The 19,021-nt window shown below is 64.5% G+C and carries 20 protein-coding genes and 1 tRNA gene; 8 read left to right on the top strand and 13 right to left on the bottom strand.

What is annotated here, in order from left to right; translation table 11 throughout:
* A partial coding sequence (locus tag ACR65W_RS09220; RefSeq protein ID WP_434502606.1) for a GIY-YIG nuclease family protein occupies positions 1–282 on the bottom strand: 282 nt, incomplete at its 3' end.
* A gap of 71 nt (positions 283–353) precedes the next feature.
* Here ACR65W_RS09220 and ACR65W_RS09225 point away from each other — a divergent pair.
* The gene (locus ACR65W_RS09225) at positions 354–995 is read left to right on the top strand and encodes a phosphoribosylanthranilate isomerase (protein WP_434499601.1); all 642 of its coding nucleotides are present in this window, start codon (positions 354–356) and stop codon (positions 993–995) included.
* Between the two features lie 189 nt (positions 996–1,184).
* Positions 1,185–2,423, top strand: coding sequence for a tryptophan synthase subunit beta (trpB, locus tag ACR65W_RS09230; protein ID WP_434499602.1), 1,239 nt, complete (start codon positions 1,185–1,187; stop codon positions 2,421–2,423).
* Positions 2,424–2,577: 154 nt separating this feature from the next.
* On the opposite strand, the gene ACR65W_RS09235 is transcribed toward trpB, so the two are convergent.
* The 3 genes from ACR65W_RS09235 to ACR65W_RS09245 form a co-directional block, all read right to left on the bottom strand.
* Complete coding sequence (locus ACR65W_RS09235) at positions 2,578–3,522, bottom strand: heparan-alpha-glucosaminide N-acetyltransferase (RefSeq protein ID WP_434499603.1); 945 nt, start codon at positions 3,520–3,522, stop codon at positions 2,578–2,580.
* Entirely contained in the window at positions 3,519–4,499 is a 981-nt protein-coding gene (locus tag ACR65W_RS09240) for a hypothetical protein (RefSeq protein WP_434499604.1), read from the bottom strand. Before ACR65W_RS09240 ends, ACR65W_RS09235 begins: the two co-directional genes overlap by 4 nt.
* A 149-nt stretch (positions 4,500–4,648) precedes the next feature.
* Positions 4,649–5,200 carry a L,D-transpeptidase gene (locus tag ACR65W_RS09245; RefSeq protein ID WP_434499605.1) on the bottom strand — a complete coding sequence of 184 codons (552 nt, stop codon included), beginning with the start codon at positions 5,198–5,200 and terminating at the stop codon, positions 4,649–4,651.
* A gap of 157 nt (positions 5,201–5,357) precedes the next feature.
* On the opposite strand from ACR65W_RS09245, the gene mepA reads away from it, so the two are divergent.
* Positions 5,358–6,296, top strand: a complete 939-nt coding sequence (gene mepA / locus ACR65W_RS09250) for a penicillin-insensitive murein endopeptidase (RefSeq protein WP_434499606.1) — start codon at positions 5,358–5,360, stop codon at positions 6,294–6,296.
* Between the two features lie 4 nt (positions 6,297–6,300).
* On the opposite strand, the gene msrA is transcribed toward mepA, so the two are convergent.
* Together msrA and ACR65W_RS09260 are read right to left on the bottom strand one after the other, a co-directional pair.
* Entirely contained in the window at positions 6,301–6,951 is a 651-nt protein-coding gene (gene msrA / locus ACR65W_RS09255) for a peptide-methionine (S)-S-oxide reductase MsrA (protein WP_434499607.1), read from the bottom strand.
* 31 nt (positions 6,952–6,982) lie between these two features.
* On the bottom strand, positions 6,983–7,300 hold the full coding sequence (locus ACR65W_RS09260) for a hypothetical protein (protein WP_434499608.1): 318 nt from the start codon (positions 7,298–7,300) through the stop codon (positions 6,983–6,985).
* Between the two features lie 127 nt (positions 7,301–7,427).
* On the opposite strand from ACR65W_RS09260, the gene ACR65W_RS09265 reads away from it, so the two are divergent.
* Positions 7,428–7,517 (top strand) — tRNA-Ser (locus tag ACR65W_RS09265).
* Positions 7,518–7,684: 167 nt separating this feature from the next.
* Here ACR65W_RS09265 and ACR65W_RS09270 read toward each other — a convergent pair.
* On the bottom strand, positions 7,685–8,041 hold the full coding sequence (locus ACR65W_RS09270) for a type II toxin-antitoxin system PemK/MazF family toxin (RefSeq protein ID WP_434499609.1): 357 nt from the start codon (positions 8,039–8,041) through the stop codon (positions 7,685–7,687).
* Complete coding sequence (locus tag ACR65W_RS09275; protein WP_434499610.1) at positions 8,038–8,262, bottom strand: antitoxin MazE family protein; 225 nt, start codon at positions 8,260–8,262, stop codon at positions 8,038–8,040. Before ACR65W_RS09275 ends, ACR65W_RS09270 begins: the two co-directional genes overlap by 4 nt.
* Before the next feature lie 592 nt (positions 8,263–8,854).
* Here ACR65W_RS09275 and ACR65W_RS09280 point away from each other — a divergent pair.
* The 3 genes from ACR65W_RS09280 to ACR65W_RS09290 are packed head-to-tail and all read left to right on the top strand — an operon-like array spanning position 8,855 to position 11,215.
* Positions 8,855–9,967 (top strand): SbmA/BacA-like family transporter, encoded by a 1,113-nt coding sequence (locus ACR65W_RS09280; protein ID WP_434499611.1) that lies wholly within the window; start codon positions 8,855–8,857, stop codon positions 9,965–9,967.
* A 42-nt stretch (positions 9,968–10,009) separates the two neighbouring features.
* A complete protein-coding gene (locus tag ACR65W_RS09285) occupies positions 10,010–10,711 on the top strand; it encodes a VIT1/CCC1 transporter family protein (RefSeq protein WP_434499612.1) in 702 nt (233 codons plus the stop codon).
* Positions 10,712–10,768: 57 nt separating this feature from the next.
* Complete coding sequence (locus ACR65W_RS09290) at positions 10,769–11,215, top strand: cupin domain-containing protein (protein ID WP_434499613.1); 447 nt, start codon at positions 10,769–10,771, stop codon at positions 11,213–11,215.
* 56 nt (positions 11,216–11,271) lie between these two features.
* Here ACR65W_RS09290 and ACR65W_RS09295 read toward each other — a convergent pair whose 3' ends face one another.
* The 3 genes from ACR65W_RS09295 to ACR65W_RS09305 form a co-directional block, all read right to left on the bottom strand.
* A complete protein-coding gene (locus ACR65W_RS09295) occupies positions 11,272–12,318 on the bottom strand; it encodes a class I SAM-dependent methyltransferase (RefSeq protein WP_434499614.1) in 1,047 nt (348 codons plus the stop codon).
* 115 nt (positions 12,319–12,433) lie between these two features.
* Entirely contained in the window at positions 12,434–14,710 is a 2,277-nt protein-coding gene (locus tag ACR65W_RS09300; protein ID WP_434499615.1) for a L,D-transpeptidase family protein, read from the bottom strand.
* A 165-nt stretch (positions 14,711–14,875) separates the two neighbouring features.
* Entirely contained in the window at positions 14,876–15,916 is a 1,041-nt protein-coding gene (locus ACR65W_RS09305; protein ID WP_434499616.1) for an alpha/beta hydrolase, read from the bottom strand.
* Positions 15,917–16,125: 209 nt separating this feature from the next.
* On the opposite strand from ACR65W_RS09305, the gene ACR65W_RS09310 reads away from it, so the two are divergent.
* Positions 16,126–16,452, top strand: coding sequence for a hypothetical protein (locus ACR65W_RS09310; protein WP_434499617.1), 327 nt, complete (start codon positions 16,126–16,128; stop codon positions 16,450–16,452).
* On the opposite strand, the gene ACR65W_RS09315 is transcribed toward ACR65W_RS09310, so the two are convergent.
* On the bottom strand, positions 16,427–18,136 hold the full coding sequence (locus tag ACR65W_RS09315) for a serine/threonine-protein kinase (protein WP_434499618.1): 1,710 nt from the start codon (positions 18,134–18,136) through the stop codon (positions 16,427–16,429). The genes ACR65W_RS09310 and ACR65W_RS09315 overlap by 26 nt on opposite strands.
* A gap of 3 nt (positions 18,137–18,139) precedes the next feature.
* On the bottom strand, positions 18,140–19,018 hold the full coding sequence (locus ACR65W_RS09320) for a PP2C family protein-serine/threonine phosphatase (protein ID WP_434499619.1): 879 nt from the start codon (positions 19,016–19,018) through the stop codon (positions 18,140–18,142).
* Positions 19,019–19,021 lie beyond the last annotated feature (3 nt).

Consider the following 19,021-nt stretch of genomic DNA (forward strand, 5'->3'; position numbering starts at 1 on the left):
CGCCGCGAGCGCCGGCAGCGCATCGTAGTCGCCTCTGATCAACGCTTCCTTCTTCGCGCGGCTCCAGCCTTTGATTTGGCGCTCCATCGCAATGGCGTCGGTCAGACGCTCGAAATGTTCGGACCAGACCAGCTCCACCGGTCGGCGCCGCGTCGTGTAGTCGGCGTTGATCCCGAGATTATGCTCGCTGACCCGCGTTTCGACCTCCTTGCGCGTCAGCCCGGCGTAATAGCTGCCGTCGGCGCAGAGCACGATGTAGACGCTTGCGCCCTCGATCTGCATCGCAGTCCTCCTCCTTCGAGACGCGCCTTCGGCGCTCCTCAGGATGAGGAAACCTTCGTCTACGGAACGGAATGTCGTCAACCATCGTCAAAATCTGCGGTCTTTCCTCGCCCGAGACGCTTTCTGCGGCGATCGAATCGGGCGCGGACATGGCGGGCTTTGTCTTCTTCGAGAAAAGCCCGCGCCATATCGACCTTGAGACTGCCCGCACCCTTGGGCGCCTCGCCGACGGGCGCATCAGCAAAGTCGCGCTCACCGTCGACGCTGGCGACGAAGCGCTCGAGGACATCGTCGAGGCGCTCGCGCCCGACTATCTCCAGCTTCATGGAAATGAGACGCCGGCGCGGGTCGCCGAGGTGAAGGCCCGCTTCGGCCTGCCGGTCATCAAGGCGGCGGGCGTCGCGACGCCCGCCGATGTCGAGGCGGCGCGCGCCTATGAAGACGTCGCCAACGTCATTCTGTTCGACGCCAAGCCCGCGCCGAACGCGGCGGTTCCCGGCGGCGCCGGCGTCGCTTTCGACTGGTCTCTGCTGCGCGGCGTCGTTGCGAAACACTGGATGCTCTCGGGAGGACTGACGCCCGAGAATGTGGCGGAAGCGATGCGCCGAACCGGCGCCCGCGCGGTGGATGTCTCTTCCGGCGTCGAGCGCGAACGCGGCGTCAAGGACGCGGCGAAGATTGCAGCCTTCCTGGCCGCCGCTCGGCTTTCATAGCGGCGTTTGACAGTTTAAGACTGCGCCGACGGATCGGCCCCCTCCCTGTCCCTCCCCCGCTCCGCGGGAGAGGGGACGCCAACGAGCCGCGCTGCGGCAAACTCGATGAAGCGCCGTATCTGACTCCCTCTCCCGCGCCACGGGGGAGGGCTGGGGAGGGGGTAGCGACGCAGAGCGAGGACGCCCCCCGTGAACAAGCCGATTCCCAATTCCTTCCGCGCCGGCCCGGATGAAAACGGCCGCTTCGGCATTTTTGGCGGGCGTTTCGTCGCCGAAACATTGATGCCGCTCGTGCTCGACCTCGAAGCGGCGTACGAGAAGGCGAAGATCGATCCGGCTTTTCACGAGGAGCTCACGAGCCTCCACAAGCACTATGTCGGGCGGCCCTCGCCACTCTATTTCGCCGAGCGCATCACCGACTATGTGCGCGAGCGCGCGGGGGAGGGCAAAGGCGCCAGGGTCTATTTCAAGCGCGACGAGCTCAACCACACCGGCGCGCATAAGATCAACAATGTGCTCGGGCAGATCCTGCTCGCGCGGCGCATGGGCAAGAAGCGCATCATCGCCGAGACGGGCGCTGGCCAGCATGGCGTCGCCACCGCCACCGCCTGCGCGCGCTTCGGCCTCGACTGCGTCGTCTACATGGGCGCGGTCGACGTCGAGCGGCAGAAGCCGAACGTCTTCCGCATGAAGATGCTCGGCGCCGAAGTCATTCCCGTGCAGTCGGGCGCGCGGACATTAAAAGACGCGATGAATGAGGCGCTGCGCGACTGGGTGACGAATGTCGCCGACACCTTTTATTGCATCGGCACGGCGGCGGGACCGCATCCCTATCCGGCGATGGTGCGCGATTTTCAGTCGATCATCGGCAATGAGACGCGCGTCCAGATGCAGGAGATGGAGGGGCGGCTTCCCGATTCGCTGGTCGCCTGCATCGGCGGCGGCTCCAACGCCATCGGCCTGTTCCATCCGTTTCTCGACGACGCCAGCGTCGAGATCTACGGCGTCGAGGCGGCGGGGCATGGCGTCGATGTGCCGAACGGCCATGCGGCGTCGCTCACCGGCGGGCGTCCGGGCGTGCTGCACGGCAACCGCACCTATCTTCTGATGGACGACGACGGCCAGATTCTCGAAGGCCATTCGATTTCGGCGGGACTGGATTACCCCGGCATCGGGCCGGAACATTCCTGGCTGCATGAGATCGGCCGCGTGAAATATTTGAACGCCACCGATCAGGAGGCGTTGAGCGCCTTTCAGCTCTGCTCGAAGCTCGAGGGCATCATCCCGGCGCTCGAGCCCTCTCACGCGCTGGCGAAAGTGTTCGAACTCGCGGCGCAGAAGCCGCGCGATCATCTGATGGTGATGAATATGTGCGGCCGCGGCGACAAGGACATTTTCACCGTCGCCGAGCATCTCGGCGGGATGTGAAGGGGGGCGGGAACCCTCTCCCGCTTGCGGGAGAGGATGTCACGCGGAACGCGTGACGGGTGAGGGCCCTCATCCGACCCTCGCTACGCGAGGGCCACCTTCTCCCGCAAGCGGGAGAAGGGAAGCGCTCCTCAGCATGAGGGCAATGCAAGGCTTATCTGCCGTTCGTGACGCATTTTTGCGCGATCTCGTTGAGCCTTCGCCCGCGCTCGGCCTCGTCCGTCACGCCGGTGAGCGCCTTGCTGCTGATCGCTTCCCGCGCCGTGCACGCGCAGGCGTCGTGGCAAGTCTTTCCTTCTCCGCCCTCCTCCATGCAGTGCGCTTCGCATGAGGCGACGAATTCCGTCGCGTCGACGGCGGGCGGAATGAGATAGGCGAGTCCCATAAGGAGCGCGAAGAGCGCCGGCTGATGCGCCAGATAGATGAAGAGGCTGTGTCGGCCAAGGAAGGGAAGCCATTCCCCCTTGGCGCGTGTGGGGAGAGGGTTAGCGCCCTCGCCGCTCACGCCAAGCCTCTCCTCGTAAACGGGGATAGCGAGTTTTCCCATCGCCACGCCGAGCAGCAGCGCGCCCGCCCAGGGAAAAAGCGGACGCCAGTCCTGGGTCATCGGTTCGCTGGTCGAAAGCCCGATCCATTGCAGCCAATCGGCGTTGAAGGCGGACGACGCGAAGAACTCCCCGGCGAGAAGGAAAAAGGCGGCGCAAGCGAACGCGACTGGCCAGGGCGCGAAAAGCAACGGCGCCGCGATCAGACTGGCGACCGCGATGCAATGCAGAATGCCGAAGAACACATAGGAGGTGGGAAAGAGGGCATAGGTGCCGGCCGTCACCAGCGCCGCCGCCGCGCCGATGAGCGCGAAGCGGCGCCAAAAGGCCGGCCAGCGCATTGAATCGCGATTCGCCAGGACCAGCGCGACGCCGGCGATGAAGAGAAAGGCGAAGGCGATCGAATGGCCGAATATTTTGACGGGCGCCGACCAGGGGAGATTAGCCGGCGCATAGCCGAAATGCGCGAGATCCCAGATGACGTGAAAAACGACCATCGCCAGGACGGCGAGCCCGCGCGCCGCGTCGAGCGCCCACCATCGGCCCTGACTCATCGGCGCGCGGACGCCGGCGGCGCGCCCTGGAATTTGCCGAACACCATGTCGGGCGCCGAAAGATTGTGGCGCGAGGGTAGATGGCGGCCGACCCACACTTCTGCCGCGCTTGCGCCAGGAAAGCGAATGACGGGGGCTTCCTCCCAACTCTTCCCGCGCTTGCTGCGCCAGGCGACAATGGCGGCGTCGCTCATCGTCTCCATCGCATACATCGAACGCAGCGCCGCGAAGGGCAATCCGTTCGGCATCGCTCGATTGAAGGAGACATCGAGCGTTATCCGATCCTGATCGACGCTTTTGATCGAGAGGCGGCCTTCGCCGCCGCGCCTGAATTTGAGGATCAGGCTGCGCGATTGAGGCTCGAAGACGATTTCCTCGATATCGACGATCGGCCGCTCCTGCGTCTCGACCGGCCCGACGAGAAAGGACGAGCCGTAAGCCGTCCAGCGCATGTCGTCGAAGGGCAGCGGCCGCGCCCGCCAATAGCCGTCAGGCGGATAGAGCACCATGATCTCTTCGGCGCGCTCGCGGCGCCACATCCAGAGCTGGATCAGGTGGAAGCCGTGCTCGACGGAATCGCCGACGCGGATCGGCACGTCGTTGGGGCGCCAGAACGAGGGAAAGGTGTAGCCCGTCAGCCAGAATTCCGGCGTCTCCCAGAAGGTCTTGCGGCGCGCCTGCGAAAACGCCTTGGGGTCCACGGTGAAATCGCAGCTCGACCAGTCGGGCGCCCAGCGATCCGAGGCGATCGTGTTGATGTAGGATGGGTGTACCGCTTGGATTTGCAGACTGCGCACGCGCGGCGAGATGAAGTCGAGCTCGACATTGTCCTTCTCGGCGCAGAGCTCCGGCGCCGAATTGTTCTCGACGCGAACCTGCAACTCCTCGGCTGGTTCGGGAAGCTCCGCCGAGGCTGCGCCGGCGAAGGCCAAGCCGCCGGCTCCCAAAAGAAAGCGGCGGCGATCGAATATCGTCAAGCGGAAGATTCCCTGTTGCTTTTGAGGTCCATATCGCGCGCAAAGCAAGCGTGCAGCAAGCGTCGCGATTCATTAACGGGCCGCAAGAGGCGAAAACAAGGAAAAGCGGGCGGGGCCGTCGCGCTAGAGACAGGCCCATGCCCTAACGTTCAGAAAAGGCCTCCCCCGAAGAGAAGAGCCAAGGGATCAGCCACCACGTAACTCCGGCCATAAGCTTGACGGCTGCGTGGCGCCGCATAGGCGACCCTGCCGCCCCGCCGCGCGCTGGCGTAGTATTGGCCGTGTGGCGGCGAGCCGGTGATCGAAATGCGGCCGCCTTCATTCCGCACCATTTGATACAGCATCGCCGCGTGGCCGGGCGACAGGCGCACGCAGCCGTGCGAAGCGGGCCGGCCGAGCATCCCAGTCTCATAAGAGCCGTGAATCGCATAGCCGCCGCGGAAAAAGATCGAGTGGGGCATGGGCGACATGTGATACTTTCGCGAATAATGCATGGGCTGCATGCCGGTGGGCGCAAACGAGCCGCGCGGCGTAGAATAGCCGGCGCGGGCCGTCGACACCGGCCATGAATAGCTGCCCGACGAAGACTGCACATGCATGGTCTGCGTCGAAAGATTGATGTGGATGTGGGCGGCGGCGTTCGCCGCGCTCGCCCACGCAAACGGACAAAGAATGAAAGGAAGGATGACGGGAAGACGCATGACGGACTCCTAACCGAACGCACAAGCGGCCTCGCCGACGTTTCTGCTGTGGCTTGGCGCTCCATCAAACTAAATGAAGCGGTAAGCTTTCCCGGCAAGGATGAATCGCAAACCTTTGCGCCGGCGACGCGCGCTTCGAGTGGGGGGCGAAACGCCCATGACGACAGATTCGATATTGCGCGCGCTGCGCGTGGCGCTGTTCGCCTTAGCAGGCTTGGCGTCATTGGCGACGACAGATGGCGCTCTGGCGCAGGATAGGGGCACGCTCGATCCAAAACCGCTGCCGCCGCTCGCCAATCCGTCCAGTCCGGTGACGCCGGCGCGAGAGCTGTTTGGCCGCGCGCACGCGGCGGCGCCGCTCCATCCCGATCCGATCGGCTTCTATTCGCGCGGCTGTCTCGCGGGCGGCGAGCCGCTGCCGATCAACGGCCCCCATTGGCAGGTCATGCGCCTGTCGCGCAACCGCAATTGGGGACACCCCAATCTCATCGCCTTCTTGAAACATTTCTCGTCGAAAGCGGCGCGCGAATCGGGCTGGCCGGGCCTTCTCGTCGGCGATCTATCGCAACCGCGCGGCGGGCCGATGCTCTCTGGCCACGCGTCGCATCAGATCGGGCTCGACGCCGATATTTGGCTTGCGCCGATGCCCAACCGCGAACTCACCCGCGAAGAGCGCGAAGAGCTGATGTCGACGGACGTCGTGCGCGACGACGGGCTCGACGTCCGCCCCGAGGTCTGGAGCGCGGGCCACATCGCCGTGATCCGCGCGGCGGCGATGGAGCCGGCCGTGCAGCGCATCTTCGTCAACGCCGCGATCAAACGTGCGCTCTGCCGCTCGGCGCAGGGCGAAAGCTGGATGCACAAGGTGCGGCCGATGTGGGGGCACAACTACCATTTCCACATCCGGCTTCACTGCCCGAACGGCTCCAACTGCCGCGACCAGGACCCGACGCCGCCGGGCGACGGCTGCGACGCCTCGCTCGCCTGGTGGTTTAGGCGCGAGATTTTGCACCCCAACAAATCTGGAAAAAGCTGGCCGCCGATGACGATGGCGGGCCTGCCCGCCGCCTGCCGCGACGTGTTGCGCGCGCAATAGGCCTTCAGCCGGAGCAGTCGCCGAGCGGGCAGGCGACGCCGGTTCCGCCCAGTCCGCAGTAGCCGCCGGGATTTTTGGCGAGATACTGCTGGTGATACTCCTCGGCGTAATAAAACGGCGGACTCTCGCGGATTTCCGTCGTGATCGCGCCGAGGCTCGCCCGCGTCAATACGCGTTGATACATGGAGAGCGAGTCCTTCGCGGCGGCGAGCTGTTCCGGCGTCGAGATATAGATGGCCGAGCGATATTGCGTGCCGGCGTCATTGCCCTGGCGCATGCCCTGGGTCGGATCATGGCCCTCCCAGAAGATGCGCAACAGCTGGTCGAAGGTCATCACCGGCGGCTGGTAGACGACGCGCACCACCTCCGCATGGCCGCTGCGGCCGCTGCAGACGTCCTCATAGGTAGGATTTTTCGTCGTTCCGCCGGCATAGCCGACCGCCGTCACATAGACGCCTTCGCCCGCCTGCCAGAATTTGCGCTCCGCGCCCCAAAAGCAGCCCATGCCGAAGAGGACCTGTTCGGTTCCCAGCGGAAACGGCGGGTCGAGCGGCCGCCCGTTGACGAAATGGCGCGCCCCATGCGCCACCGGAGTCTCGCGGTCGGGTATGGGCCCGAGCAGCTCGGAAAGACCGAGTTCATCGAAGATGGTCATGGCAGCGATATAGTGTGGCGGCTCGAGGAAACTAGCGGCGGGCGTAATAGAGAGGCGCCGAGCGCCGGTGGCTGAGCAGGATCAGCAGTGCCCCGACGCCGCCGAAGGCGACGCTGACCGGCGCCAGCATCAGCGTGGTCAGAACCGGGTCCCACAGAAAGGCCGAGACATTCTCGACGCTCGACTGCAGCGACTGATAGAGGCCGGGAAACACCGAGGACGTTCCCCTGCTGACGCTCGTCACCATGACGCGGCCGGCGGCGATCGAGCGCGTGCCGTCGACGATGAGGGCGATGAAGCCGCCAGCGAGCAAGAGAAGGCCGATCAGTCGGATGAGGAGTCGCAGCATGGTCTCTTCGTGCGAATGTAAATGTTGCGATGGGTCGAAAAAGCGTGGGGAGAATAGGCGCCGCGGCCGCGTCTGTCCATGCTTGGCGTTGCGTTCCGGTCGCGCGTGAATATAGTGCGCGCTTCGCGGAGGGGTGGCCGAGTGGTTGAAGGCGCACGCCTGGAAAGTGTGTATGCGGGAAACCGTATCGCGGGTTCGAATCCCGCCCCCTCCGCCAGTTCAGAGTAGAAGCGCGAACGCCGCTTGCCGCCGATTTTGCGCCGGTAATGGCAGCAAGAGTTCTGAGCAAATCGCTCTTTGATCCCAGGATGCGGACCTCGCGGTCGGCGGGACCTCGAACCTCTGAGCGCGCAGGTGGCGCTCACCTCGGTCGCGGCGCTTCGATCATTGCCCTTTCCGGCCGGTCTTCGGCGACAATGCCAGGCCTAGGAACACCATCACGGCCTGGTTGAGCCGGACCACGTCCTCGTCGTCCAGTCGCCCGATCCGCTCGCGCACCTTGGACTTCGCAACAGTGGTGATCTTGTCCACCATCAGTCGGGAGGAGGAACGCAGCCCGTTGCGCTCGTTCGGCTCTACCGGCAGCCGAAACAGCGGCGCTTCGGTCGGGTCCGTGGTGAAGGCGCAGACCGTGATCGAGTCCGTCCCGTCGAAGGCGTCGTCCTGCACGATGACGACGGGGCGTGGCTTGCCCGCATAATCCTTGCCGCCGGAGACAGTCCAGATGTCTCCGCGCCTCATTCGTCGTCCCAGTCGGACGCCGCATCGATGAACGCCTGATCCTCGGGTGCATGCGCGCCGGCCGCTACGGCCAGCGATTGCCGGTGCGCCTCCGCCCGGAAGGACGATGCGCGCACGTCAGGCACCCAAATCTGGATCGGCCGCAGGCCCTGCGCGCGCAGCCGCTCGCGATGCTCCTGCACCTTCACGCGCGTCGGCTTCGCGCCTCTCGCCGCTGCCATGGCCTGTTCTCCAATTCAGTTACATGTAACTTATCACTCAGCGCTGGACATGGGAAGCAGATTCCATCCGGAGCCCGCGCTGGACGCCCTAAAGCGCTATTGAAATCATTGGATAAAATGCGTCGTGTACCATACGCGCCATCCGACCGACATGCGGAATACCCAGCCCGCGAGTGGCCGATCACTCCGAGCGGATCCCCGTGTTTGCCGAACACATCGCCGTCGCGCTGGGCCTCAGCGATCAGCACGGCGAAAGCCCTGCGCCCAAGCGCGCCGCCGAGAGGGAGCGCCCGAGAAATCGTCGCCCGGCGGCAGTGCTGGATGCGATTGCGTTGGCGCGGAGGACCCCAACACTCCGTCACGAATGATCTGGAGCCCGACGTCGACGCCCTTCGGCGCTCTGCGTCCCCGCGCCAGCCTCATCGGTCCGCCTGAGAACGTCGCGCCGGGCGCCAAATGCTTTCCGCAAGCCATTCGCATTTCCTGCTGCGCCGAGACCAGATACAAAGTGAAGCATGGATAGGGTCTTGTCGCTCGCGCGCGCAGCGCATTCCTCAAGCCGATCTCACAAATCTCGCTCAAAGGGAACGACGTGATTCAGCGGTTCCTCTGGCTGGCGATGGGCTATTGGAAAGGCCAAACGCAACGCCCGGCGTGGGTTCTCTCGGTCGGATTCCTCATCTGCTTGGTTGTGAACACTTACATGGCTCTGGCCGTGAATCGCTGGAGCAAGAGTTTCTTCGACGCGCTTCAAACGCATAAAGTCGATGAAGTGACCGGGGGAATTCTGCAACTCGCCATTCTGGCCGTCGGCGTCGGTCTTGCCTCAATCGCCACAACGCAGTTTCGCATGAGACTTCAGGTCAACTGGCGATTGTGGCTCACCGCCTCGCTCATCGAGAAATGGCTCGTCAACGAATCGCGCCAAGCCTGCGCCATATCCCCCGCAATCGATAATCCTGAAGCCCGCATCGCCGATGACGGCCGGCTGGCGATCGAGCTTTTTGTCGATCTCGCCGGAGGCGTCATCAATATTTTTTTGGTGTCGGCCGCCTTCATCCTCGTTCTCTGGCAAGTCGGGGGATCCTATGAGTTTTTCGGCGTGGTCATACCCGGCTATCTGGTGCTCGCGGTCTTCGTCTATTCAGTGGTGACGTCGTTTTGCATGTGGGTGCTGGGGCGACCGCTGGTGGCAAGCGTCGAAGCAAAGGCCGCGGCGGAGGGAAACTTCCGCTATGCGCTCACCCGCGCCCGTCATGAGTTCGAGTCGAGAGCGGTGGTGGAAGCCGACGAGGACATAGATCGCGATATTGGCGATTACCTGCGTCATCCCGTCGTTAAGGGGGTTCCGATCATTCCGGATCGGTTGCCCAAGATCGACGCCCAGAGCGGAAATCCCTTCGACAGATTTCTCTTTCTGCTCGCAGCGACCTGGGGGCGCGTCATCCAGGGGCAGACAAAGATCGTTTTTTTAACGCATGCCAACAATCTTCTGGCTCCCGCCGTCCCCCTGTTGCTTGGCGCGCCGAAATATCTTGCTGGCGATTTGACGCTCGGAGATCTGATGCAGGCGGCCGCAGCCTTCTTGCAGGTGCAACTTTCCCTCAATTGGCTCGCCGACAACGCCCTGAGCATCGCGAACTGGTCGGCGTCTGCGCGGCGCGTCGCGGCCCTTGATTTAGCGATCGACACGACACGGGAATAGCGCGCGCGTGCGCTTGCGACGCCGCGCCAACCAAGAGGGAACATGAGCCGACTTCGCATGCACCGGGAGAGTCATCTCGTTCAGCGCATCGGCTGGCTGCGGGCGGCGGTGCTCGGCGCCAATGACGGCGTCGTGTCGACGGCGAGCCTCATCGTCGGCGTCGCCGCGGCGCAAGCGACGCGCAGTGAGGTGCTGATCGCCGGCGTGGCGGGGTTAGTAGCCGGCGCGATGTCGATGGCCGCCGGCGAATATGTTTCGGTCAGCTCCCAATCCGATACCGAAAAGGCCGACCTCGCGCGCGAACGCAAGGAATTGAGTGAGCAAATCGAACTCGAAAGGGAGGAACTCGCGCATATTTACGTCGAGCGCGGCGTCGACCTTGACCTCGCGCGGCAGGTCGCTTCGCAATTGATGGAGAAGGACGCCCTGACCGCGCATGCGCGCGACGAATTGGGCATCTCGGAGATCGCCAGCGCGCGGCCGGTGCAGGCGGCCTTGACGTCGGCCGCAACCTTTGCCGCTGGCGCCGCGCTGCCGCTCCTCGTCGTCGGGATCGCGCCGCGAGACGCGATCATTCCCATCGTCTCGGCCGCGTCTTTAGGGTGCCTGGCGCTGCTCGGCGCCATCGGCGCGAAAGCCGGCGGCGCCGGCGTCCTGCGCGCCGCGGTGCGCGTGACGTTCTGGGGCGCATTGGCGCTGGCGCTGACGGCGGGCGTCGGCAAGATATTCGGATTGGCCGTTTAAAAGAACCGGCGATCGCGGAAACGGTTCTATATGGCGACTGCAAGAAGTGGATTGCGAATGGAGCAGCAGATGATTCGCCTGGGGTTTGTCGCGGTCCTGAGCGTCGCTTTCAGCATAGTCGGCGCGGCCGTCGCGAAGGAGCCTGCGCCAGCCGAAATCGTGACGGAAATCGCCAGGGCGACAAAAACCGCCACTGGGCAGCCGATCACGCTTCCGCAGGGGCCCTTGGAGGTCGTGGCCTCGATTTACACTCTGGCGCCCGGCGTCAGATTGCCGGAACATAAGCATCCGTATCAGCGCTATGCCTATATTCTTCAAGGCGAACTGATGGTCCAGCAGGCCGATTCCTCGTCGCGCGTCTATCATGCTGGAGAATTCGTCATTGAAAGCGTCGACCGCTGGCATTTCGGCGCGACGGTCGGGGCCGTTCCGGTCAAATTGCTGGTGATCGATCAGTCGCCGCCAGGCGGTGAAGTCACCGTCAATCGACCAACGGCGCCGTAACGGCAGTCAGAACACGACCGCCCGTCCGTTAGACGTCGGCAGGGCGTCGCTTCGCGCTAGAGCCGCGCCTCCAGGATCATATTGAACGGCGTCGCCGCCGCCTTGCGGAAATGGGAGAAGCCGCCTTCGCGCACGACCTCGCCGATGCGCTTGGCGCCGGCCTGGGCGCCGAGCGCGAGTCCGACGTCCTGATTGAGCGACGTCGGGACGCAGATGTGGGTCGAGCCGGCATAATAGACCCGCCCAACAGGATTCAGATTTTCCGCGAGACTGTCGCCGGCCGCGGGCTCGATCAGCATCAGCGTTCCGTCTTCCGCCAGGACGTCGCGAATATGCGCGACGGCGCCGACGGGATCGCCCATATCGTGCAGCGAATCGAACATCGTCACGAGGTCATAGCCCGCGCCGGCGAAATCCTGCGCCCGCGCCACTTCGAAGCGCACGTTCTTGCGGCCATTGGCCTTCTCCCTTGCATGAACGATCGAGCCCTCATGGTAGTCGATCCCGACAAATTCCGAATTCGGAAAGGCGTCGGCCATGAGCAAGGTCGAGACGCCATGTCCGCAGCCGACGTCGGCGACGTTCGCGCCGCGTTCGAGCTTGGCGGTCACCCCGTCAAGCGCCGGCAGCCATTCGGCGACGAGATGGGTTCGGTAGCCCGGCCGGAAGAAGCGCTCCACGCCGCAGAACAGACAATTGCAATGGTCGCCCCAATGCACGCCCTTGCCGCTCTTGAAAGCCTCGGCGAGTTTGGGCTCGTCGTGAAAAATCGCCGACATCAGGCTGAAGCCTCCCACCATGAAGGCGGGGCTGTCCTCGGCCGCAAACACCGCCGTCTGCTCGGGAGACATCGAAAATTTGCGCCTCTCGGCGTCATAATCGACGAAGCCGGAGGCCGCTTGCGCGGAGAGCCATTCGCGCACATAGCGTTCATGCGTGCCGGTCTTATCGGCGAGTTCGGCGGAGGTGGCGGCGCCTTGTGAGAGCGCGCGGAACAGACCGAGCTTGTCTCCGATGATCACCAGAGCCGCGTTGGAAGCGGCGCCCAGTTCATTGACGACCGTTCCGAGCAGCGAGTCGAGCTTGTTCATGTCCAGGTTCATCGCTCACCTCTCATTATGGATGGCCGGCGGGATGCGCCTTTGGCTATTGCGCGCCGGCGTCGTGCGATGTCGCTCGAGTCCGCTCGACTCGATCGCCGCAGCCGAGGCTGCCGCTTTAGCGCAATTTGATCGTCAGATCCGTGCCGTCGTTTCCGGTCTCGCCGCTGACCGGCTGGTCCGAGATGATGAGCGACGCCCCAGTCCACAGCCGCTCCGCGATCCGCTCGCGAACGTCTTTCGGAATGTCGACGCGCTCCAGCGCTTCGGACGGGCTCGCGCCGGCGGGGCGCCAATCCCAGGATATGTCGGCTTTAGCATCGGCCGACGCCACATTCTTCCTGCGCACCGTCTGCGCCTCCGGCATCGACACGACCGACCATTTGAGCGAGCTCCCGTCCTCCTTGGCCGCCGTCGCAATATAAAGATGCGAGCCGAGCGGAGCGTCCGGATCGCGGATCTCGATTGGCGCATCGAAAAGCGGCGACAGGGCCTGGCGAACATAGATCCGCCGATCCTTCTTGCTGATCAGCACCGAGATGGGCGCCACGCGCCGCTCGGCTTCTCTTTGAGCGGTTGCGGCGGCGGCGGCGGTCGTTCTCGCCTCCTCCAAACGCCGATCGGCGTCCGCCAGATCCGAGTCGCTGGCGGCGAACGCCGTTTTCGCCTGTTCGAGTTTTGCCGCGGCTTCGGCAAGCGCGGAGTCGGCGTTCGTCTTCGCCAGCAGCGCCGCGTCCTGAGCGAGGAGAGCTTTTCCATAGGCTCTCGTCAGACGGTCGGCTTTGGCTTTGGCCGGCGCATCGCCCGCCGCCGCGCTGCGTTCCGCCGCCACGGCCGGCTCCTGCTGGCTGGCGGCCGCCGCCGTTGCGGCGGCGGATAATGCAGCGGCCGCGTCCACTTTGACGCGGGCCGAGGCCTGAGCGGCTTCTGCGGCGCGGAGTTCCGCCGTGGCGCGCACGGCCTCTTTTTGCTTGAGCGCCACTTCGGCCGACAACGCCTTGACGGCTCTGTTGGCGGCGGCGGCTTCAGCCACGGCCTTGGCCTTGAGCTGCTGGGCATATTGGCGCGGATTCACCGTCAGCCGTTCGGCGACGGCGGCTGGGCTCGAGGGAGCCGAGGACGCCGGTTTGTCAGCCGAGGCTTCGCCTTTCGGCTGGTCCGCATTGTGCTCGACCTTGATGGCAGGCGTTTCAGCCGAGTCGAGCGCCGGCTGCTGCTGGTCTGCAGCGGGCGCGGCTGCGTCGCCCGAAGCGATCCTGTCGCCGGTTTCCACTTCGGACTGCTCCGCTTGCTGCTGCGAATGCGCGGCAGGCGCGTCGGCTTCGACGGGGGAGGGCTGCTGCAGATCAGCGGCCGTCGCGGCTTTGGCGGTTCCAGTTACGTCGGCCCCGGGGTCGATTTTAGGCGTCTCCGCCTGGTTCTGCGGATTGGCCGCCGGCGGGTCGCCCGCGGCAAGGGGCTGCTTTAGCGGGTCCGTATCCGCAGCTGTTTCGCTGGTTTCGGCCTTGGGCTGCTCTGCGTTTTCGCGCCGCGCGCCCCCTGGCGGATCGGACTCGACGAGGGACGGCTCCCGATCCGCGGCGCTTGCCGACGTCGCATCTGTTTCGGCCGCCTCGGCTTTAGGCTGCTCCGCCTGCGGCTGCGCCATGATCGCCGGGCGATCCGCTGCGACGTGGAGAGGCTGTTGAGAGTCAGCCGCTGGCGCGTCTTTTTCTGCTTCTGCGGACGCGCGCATCTTAGGCGCGGGCAGCAGCGGGTGTTCGAATTCGGCGGGAAACACGTCGTGCGGCGAGATCACGACCCGCTCGCCGATTCTGGTCATGCCCCAGAGCTTCGCCGCGAATGCGGCGGGAAGCCGGATGCAGCCGTGCGAGGCCGGATGTCCCGGCACGACCCCAAGATGCATGGCGATGCCGGACCAGGTGATCCGCTGCATGAACGGCATCGGGGCGCTGGAATAGATGTTGGATCGGTGGAAACGTTCGCGGCCGATGATGGTGAAAATGCCTTTCGGCGTCGGATGTCCGGCGACGCCTGTCGAGATCGCCGAACGGGCGACGAGGCCGCTATGGTTGTAGATCGACACCCGCTGGTCGGCGATGGAGGCGATGAGGAAGAGCGGCCGGTCGAGCGGTGCGACCTCGGGCTTAGCGTCGCGCAAAGACGCCGCGCCGCTTTTGTCGCTCGCCGGACGGGAGATTTTTTTTCGCGCGGCCGGGCGCTGCGGCCGAGCGACGCGCTGTGGCTCAGGAACCGCGTTGATGAGAGGCTCGCGGTCGCCCCAGAAATAATAGCCCTGCGCCATGACGGGCGTCCGCGCAAAGCCGAGCGCTGCGGCGGCGGTCACCGCCACCTTCGAAAAAACCCCGGCGCGAGAGCGCGTTCGCAAGCGCATGTGCCGCTCCAAACTGCGGTTGAGCACCTTCGTTACTAAGGCGAATTTGTTATTTAAACGATAATGAATGGCTAATACGTGGCCAAACAGCGACCAAGATCAAGACCCAATGCTTGAGCTTTGCTTCGTACGCAGCGAAGAGAGGGAAGAGAGGATTGTTTTGACCTAACTTTGCAGCGCAACGGCGACGAATCTGGTGATCGCCGTGAAGGCTGCGTCGGACTCCTTCAAGACGCCGGGGAAGAAATAGAAGCCGTGCGGCATGGCCTCGCCAAAAAAATGCGTGACCTCAACGCCCGCCGTCGTCAATTTCTCGGCAAAGGCGCGATTGTCGTCGACGAGCGGATCGGCGGTTCCGCTGATGAGCAGAGTTCGCGGATAGCCGTTCAAATCGCCGAGCGCCGGGCTCGCCCAGGGGTCCCGCCACTGCTGCGATTTCGTAAGATAGGCGCCACGCGCAAATCCCATGAAGGACGCGTCGATCACGACGCCGGTCGGCGCCAGCCGCTCGTAGGAGGGAAATTCTTCGAAGTGAAAATCCGTGACCGGACATAAAAGCACGGCCGCGAGAATGGATATGCGTTCCTCGCGCCCTCTTAGCGGCAATGCCGCCGCGAGGTTGCCTCCGGCGGAATCGCCGCAGACCAATATGCGCGATGCGTCACCGCCGATGTCGGCGCTGGCGTCGCGCATCCAGCGTAATACCGCCATGCAATCGTCGAGGCCGGCGGGAAAGGGCCATTCGGGCGCCCAGCGATAATTGACGCTGACCACGATGACGTTGTTTTCGGCGGCGATGCGGCTGGTGACATAGGCCGTGTCCTCGGATCGTCCGACGACGAAGCCGCCGCCATGCACGTACAGCATCAGCGGTTTCGGGCCGTCGCCGGGCGGCGCATAACATTCGCAGCGGATCGGACCTGCGTCCGAAGGAACGGCAAGGGTCGAAACCGAGACCTGCGGATAGAGCTTCGCGGCGCTCGGCGGCAGTTCCGCCGGGTCGATCGCCAGCCCCTCGCCTCTGTAGCAGGCGCGCACAGGCGCCATCATCATGTCTCGCATCGCGACGGGCGCGCGCAGTTTCGACAGCAATCGATAGAAGGGCGCGGCTGGATCATCTTCAAAGATGCGGACGACTCCCGGTCCGTCCGCGCGCGCGTCGACAAAGTCGGACGGCGCGTCGCCGCGATTCTCGATGTCGCCCATCAACTCTTCTCCAAAACTCTGCGCTTTCGAGATTATCCTGCGCGCTCACGATACAATGGAAAGGCGCGGCCAACGCCGACCATCCGCCCAAGCGCGATTTTTCAAGAGCCGATGCGAACTCTGACGAAGCGCGCGGCAAATTGACAGGACGCAGCCGCGAGAACAATATCGTCGCCTACCGTCTGCGGGGGCGAGTTCCATGACTGACAATGACGACGGCGCCGACCGTCGGCTTTCGCGCCGGGCCCTCTTGCTCGGCGCTTTCACGCTGCCTCTTGTCATTTTGGACCCGGAGCCGGCGTCCGCGCAGCTGGGTCTCATCGGCGCGATGCTCGGAGGGTTTCGCTTCCGATTTCACCGCCGCCATTCTGGCGGCCATCATCATTATCATGCGCGGCCCCACTACGCGCGTCATCGCGGACGCGCACATGTCGCGAACCGGCGCCGTCATGGCGGCGGCGGTGGCGGAGGGGACAGCGGCGGCGGCGGACAATTTAGCAAAGGCGGGCTTTAACGCCGGCCGCGTCGCCGCTTGAGTCTCTGCAAGGCTTCGGCGGCGTCGGGGACGTCCTGGAGACTCGCCTTGTAATAGAGCTCTTCGGCCTTGCTGCGACTAACGTCCAGTCCGGCCAAGCCCTTCTCATAGGCTTCGCCGAGCCAATATTGCGCTCTGCCGTTGTTTTGCGCTTCCGCCTGCTCAAACCAACGCACCGCTTCGGTCGGGTCTTGCCTGCCGTCGGGCGTCATGCCGTCCTTGTACATGACGCCGAGCGACGCCTGCGCGTCGGCATAGCCCTGCATCGCGGATTTTTTGAACCAGTTGAAAGCCTCCGAGAAATTCTGCCGGCCCGGCGCCTTGGCGTAGAGCGTAGCGAGGCAATATTGCGCTTCCTTATCGCCGGACTCCGCCAGTTTTTGCGCGAGAGGGAAGGCGACGTCCCATCGTCCGCGATCCTTCATCGCCGCGCGCAGCTCGTAAATAGAAGCGCTTGAGTTTGAAGAGGATGGCTGGCGCCAATTGCAGCCCAAAGGATCGTTCCGCGTCGCAAATTGCGAATTGCAGTCGCCGCCCCGAGCGATTGGCGCATCGTTGACTCTGCTGATTGGGCGGTGGTCGCCGTCGCCCGAATCTGTTCGGGTCTGGCGTTCGTCCCGTGCCGGCGACGATGGCTCGATCAGCGCGAGAAAAGCCAAGGTGGCGAGCGCCGCAGCCGCGATGCCGAGGGAAGCGCCTTGCGCCGCAGGATGCAGCCGCTTGAAGCGGCGCACGAGCGTCGCGCTGCGACTTTTGGCGAGGGCGATAAGCTTCGTCGACATGTGCTCGGGCGTCGGCACGTCGCGCTCGGCCGTCGAATCCTGGACGAGATGTCCCGCGCTTCGAACGATGCTCGAAGCGTCGATGCGCAGGGCCGTGGCGCCGAGCGCGTCGCTGAAGGCGCGCATATTCGGGAAGCGTTGCTCCGGACGTTTCGACAGCGCCGTCATGATCGCGGATTCAATTTCCGGCGTCACGCCAGATATGCGCGGCACGAGCGGCGGCGCCTCGGCGTGAATCTGGGCCTGGGTGAGGTCATATTCGGTCGCGCCGGAAAAAGGCGGCGCGCCGGCAAGCATCTCGTAAAGCACGACGGCCAACGAATAGAGATCGCTCCTCTCGTCGCCTTCGCCGCCGCGGCACTGCTCCGGCGACATATAAAGCGGCGTGCCGACCGCCGTGCCGGCGCGAGTCAGACGCACGCTGCCGCGCACCCGCGCGATGCCGAAATCCATGATCTTGATTCGGCCGTCGTCGGCGACCATGAGGTTCGACGGCTTAATGTCGCGATGGATGACGCCCATCTGATGCGCATAGGCGAGTCCGTCCGCCGCCTGCGCGATGACGGCGAGACTTTCCTTGACGCCGAGCGGCCTGCCGCGCTCCCTCAATATCTCGTCGAGCGGGCGGCCGTTTACGAGCTCCATGACCATGTAAAGGTCGCTGCCTTGCAGCACCGGCGAATAGAGCGTCGTGATGTTGGGGTGGTTGAGTTTGGCGAGACTCGTCGCTTCGGCGCGGAATCGCCCGACGAAATCAGGATCCTGCGTGAGTTCCGCGCGTAGGGATTTGATCGCCACTTCGCGCTCGAGAAAGGTGTCGAGCGCGGCGTGCACCTTGCCCATCGCGCCGACGCCGAGCAGCTTGACGATGCGATAGTGTCCAATCATCTGCGGGTCGGTCATGGCTCAACCCTCCGCGATGGCGTCGATCTTCGCCGTCAGGGCGCCCGTCGGCGGGTCGGCGATGTTAATCCGCTTCGTCGCCGCTTGATCGGCCGTCCGATCGGCGGCGTCGGTCTCCGTCACAAAGACGCCGACTGAAATATTGTCGTGTCCGCCGCCGCGGCGCGCGGCTTCGATCAATAGCCGGCAGGCCTCCGGCGGCGGGTTTTTTGCGACCACTTCGGCGATCCTTGCGTCTGAGACGAGATTGGTCAAACCGTCGGAGCACAAGACCACGATGTCGCCCTGTCGCAGCGGCAGGCCTTCCGTCCAGATTGTCGGCTCGACGTCGAGACGCGTGCCGAGCGCCTGCAGAATGACATTGCTTCCGGCGCCTTTGCCTGCGTCCTCCGGCGACATCACGCCGTCGCGCACCAATTGCGCGTGCAGCGTCTGATCGTCGGAAAGTTGGGTCAGCCGTCCGTCGCGCATCAGATAGGCGCGGCTGTCGCCGACATGCGCCAGCCATAGAAGACTGTCCCTGACGCCGATCGCCGTGCAGGTCGTCCCCATCCCGGCGCAGTCAGGATGTTTGGCGGCGTAGTCGAATATCGCCCGATTGGCGGCGTCAAAAGCGGCGCGCAGCGCCTCGGACGGGATCTTGTCGAGCGAATAATAGACGCGCCGCACGACTTCGAGCGCGAGCGCGCTCGCCACCTCCCCGGCGGCGTGGCCGCCCATGCCGTCGGCGACAAGCGCGAGCGCGCCGTAGTCGCGCGCCTGCGAGGGGCCGGCGCTTGCGATGAAGGCGACGGAGTCTTCGTTGAGCTGCCTGACGCATCCGACATCCGTGCGGATGGCGCCTGCGATGCGCAACGGGTCTTCTGGCCGGTTCGCCGTCATGGG

The organism is Methylocystis sp. (assembly GCF_051062815.1).
Lineage (GTDB): Bacteria > Pseudomonadota > Alphaproteobacteria > Rhizobiales > Beijerinckiaceae > Methylocystis.

Coding starts and splice junctions, on each gene's coding strand:
- ACR65W_RS09310 (WP_434499617.1), top strand. CDS start 16,126: ATGACGACGGCGCCGACCGTCGGCTTTCGCGCCGGGCCCTCTTGCTCG.
- ACR65W_RS09290 (WP_434499613.1), top strand. CDS start 10,769: ATGGAGCAGCAGATGATTCGCCTGGGGTTTGTCGCGGTCCTGAGCGTC.
- ACR65W_RS09270 (WP_434499609.1), bottom strand. CDS start 8,041: ATGAGGCGCGGAGACATCTGGACTGTCTCCGGCGGCAAGGATTATGCG.
- mepA (WP_434499606.1), top strand. CDS start 5,358: ATGACGACAGATTCGATATTGCGCGCGCTGCGCGTGGCGCTGTTCGCC.
- ACR65W_RS09295 (WP_434499614.1), bottom strand. CDS start 12,318: ATGAACCTGGACATGAACAAGCTCGACTCGCTGCTCGGAACGGTCGTC.
- ACR65W_RS09235 (WP_434499603.1), bottom strand. CDS start 3,522: ATGAGTCAGGGCCGATGGTGGGCGCTCGACGCGGCGCGCGGGCTCGCC.
- ACR65W_RS09245 (WP_434499605.1), bottom strand. CDS start 5,200: ATGCGTCTTCCCGTCATCCTTCCTTTCATTCTTTGTCCGTTTGCGTGG.
- ACR65W_RS09260 (WP_434499608.1), bottom strand. CDS start 7,300: ATGCTGCGACTCCTCATCCGACTGATCGGCCTTCTCTTGCTCGCTGGC.
- ACR65W_RS09320 (WP_434499619.1), bottom strand. CDS start 19,018: ATGACGGCGAACCGGCCAGAAGACCCGTTGCGCATCGCAGGCGCCATC.
- ACR65W_RS09285 (WP_434499612.1), top strand. CDS start 10,010: ATGAGCCGACTTCGCATGCACCGGGAGAGTCATCTCGTTCAGCGCATC.
- ACR65W_RS09300 (WP_434499615.1), bottom strand. CDS start 14,710: ATGCGCTTGCGAACGCGCTCTCGCGCCGGGGTTTTTTCGAAGGTGGCG.
- ACR65W_RS09275 (WP_434499610.1), bottom strand. CDS start 8,262: ATGGCAGCGGCGAGAGGCGCGAAGCCGACGCGCGTGAAGGTGCAGGAG.
- ACR65W_RS09315 (WP_434499618.1), bottom strand. CDS start 18,136: ATGACCGACCCGCAGATGATTGGACACTATCGCATCGTCAAGCTGCTC.
- msrA (WP_434499607.1), bottom strand. CDS start 6,951: ATGACCATCTTCGATGAACTCGGTCTTTCCGAGCTGCTCGGGCCCATA.
- ACR65W_RS09225 (WP_434499601.1), top strand. CDS start 354: ATGTCGTCAACCATCGTCAAAATCTGCGGTCTTTCCTCGCCCGAGACG.
- ACR65W_RS09305 (WP_434499616.1), bottom strand. CDS start 15,916: ATGGGCGACATCGAGAATCGCGGCGACGCGCCGTCCGACTTTGTCGAC.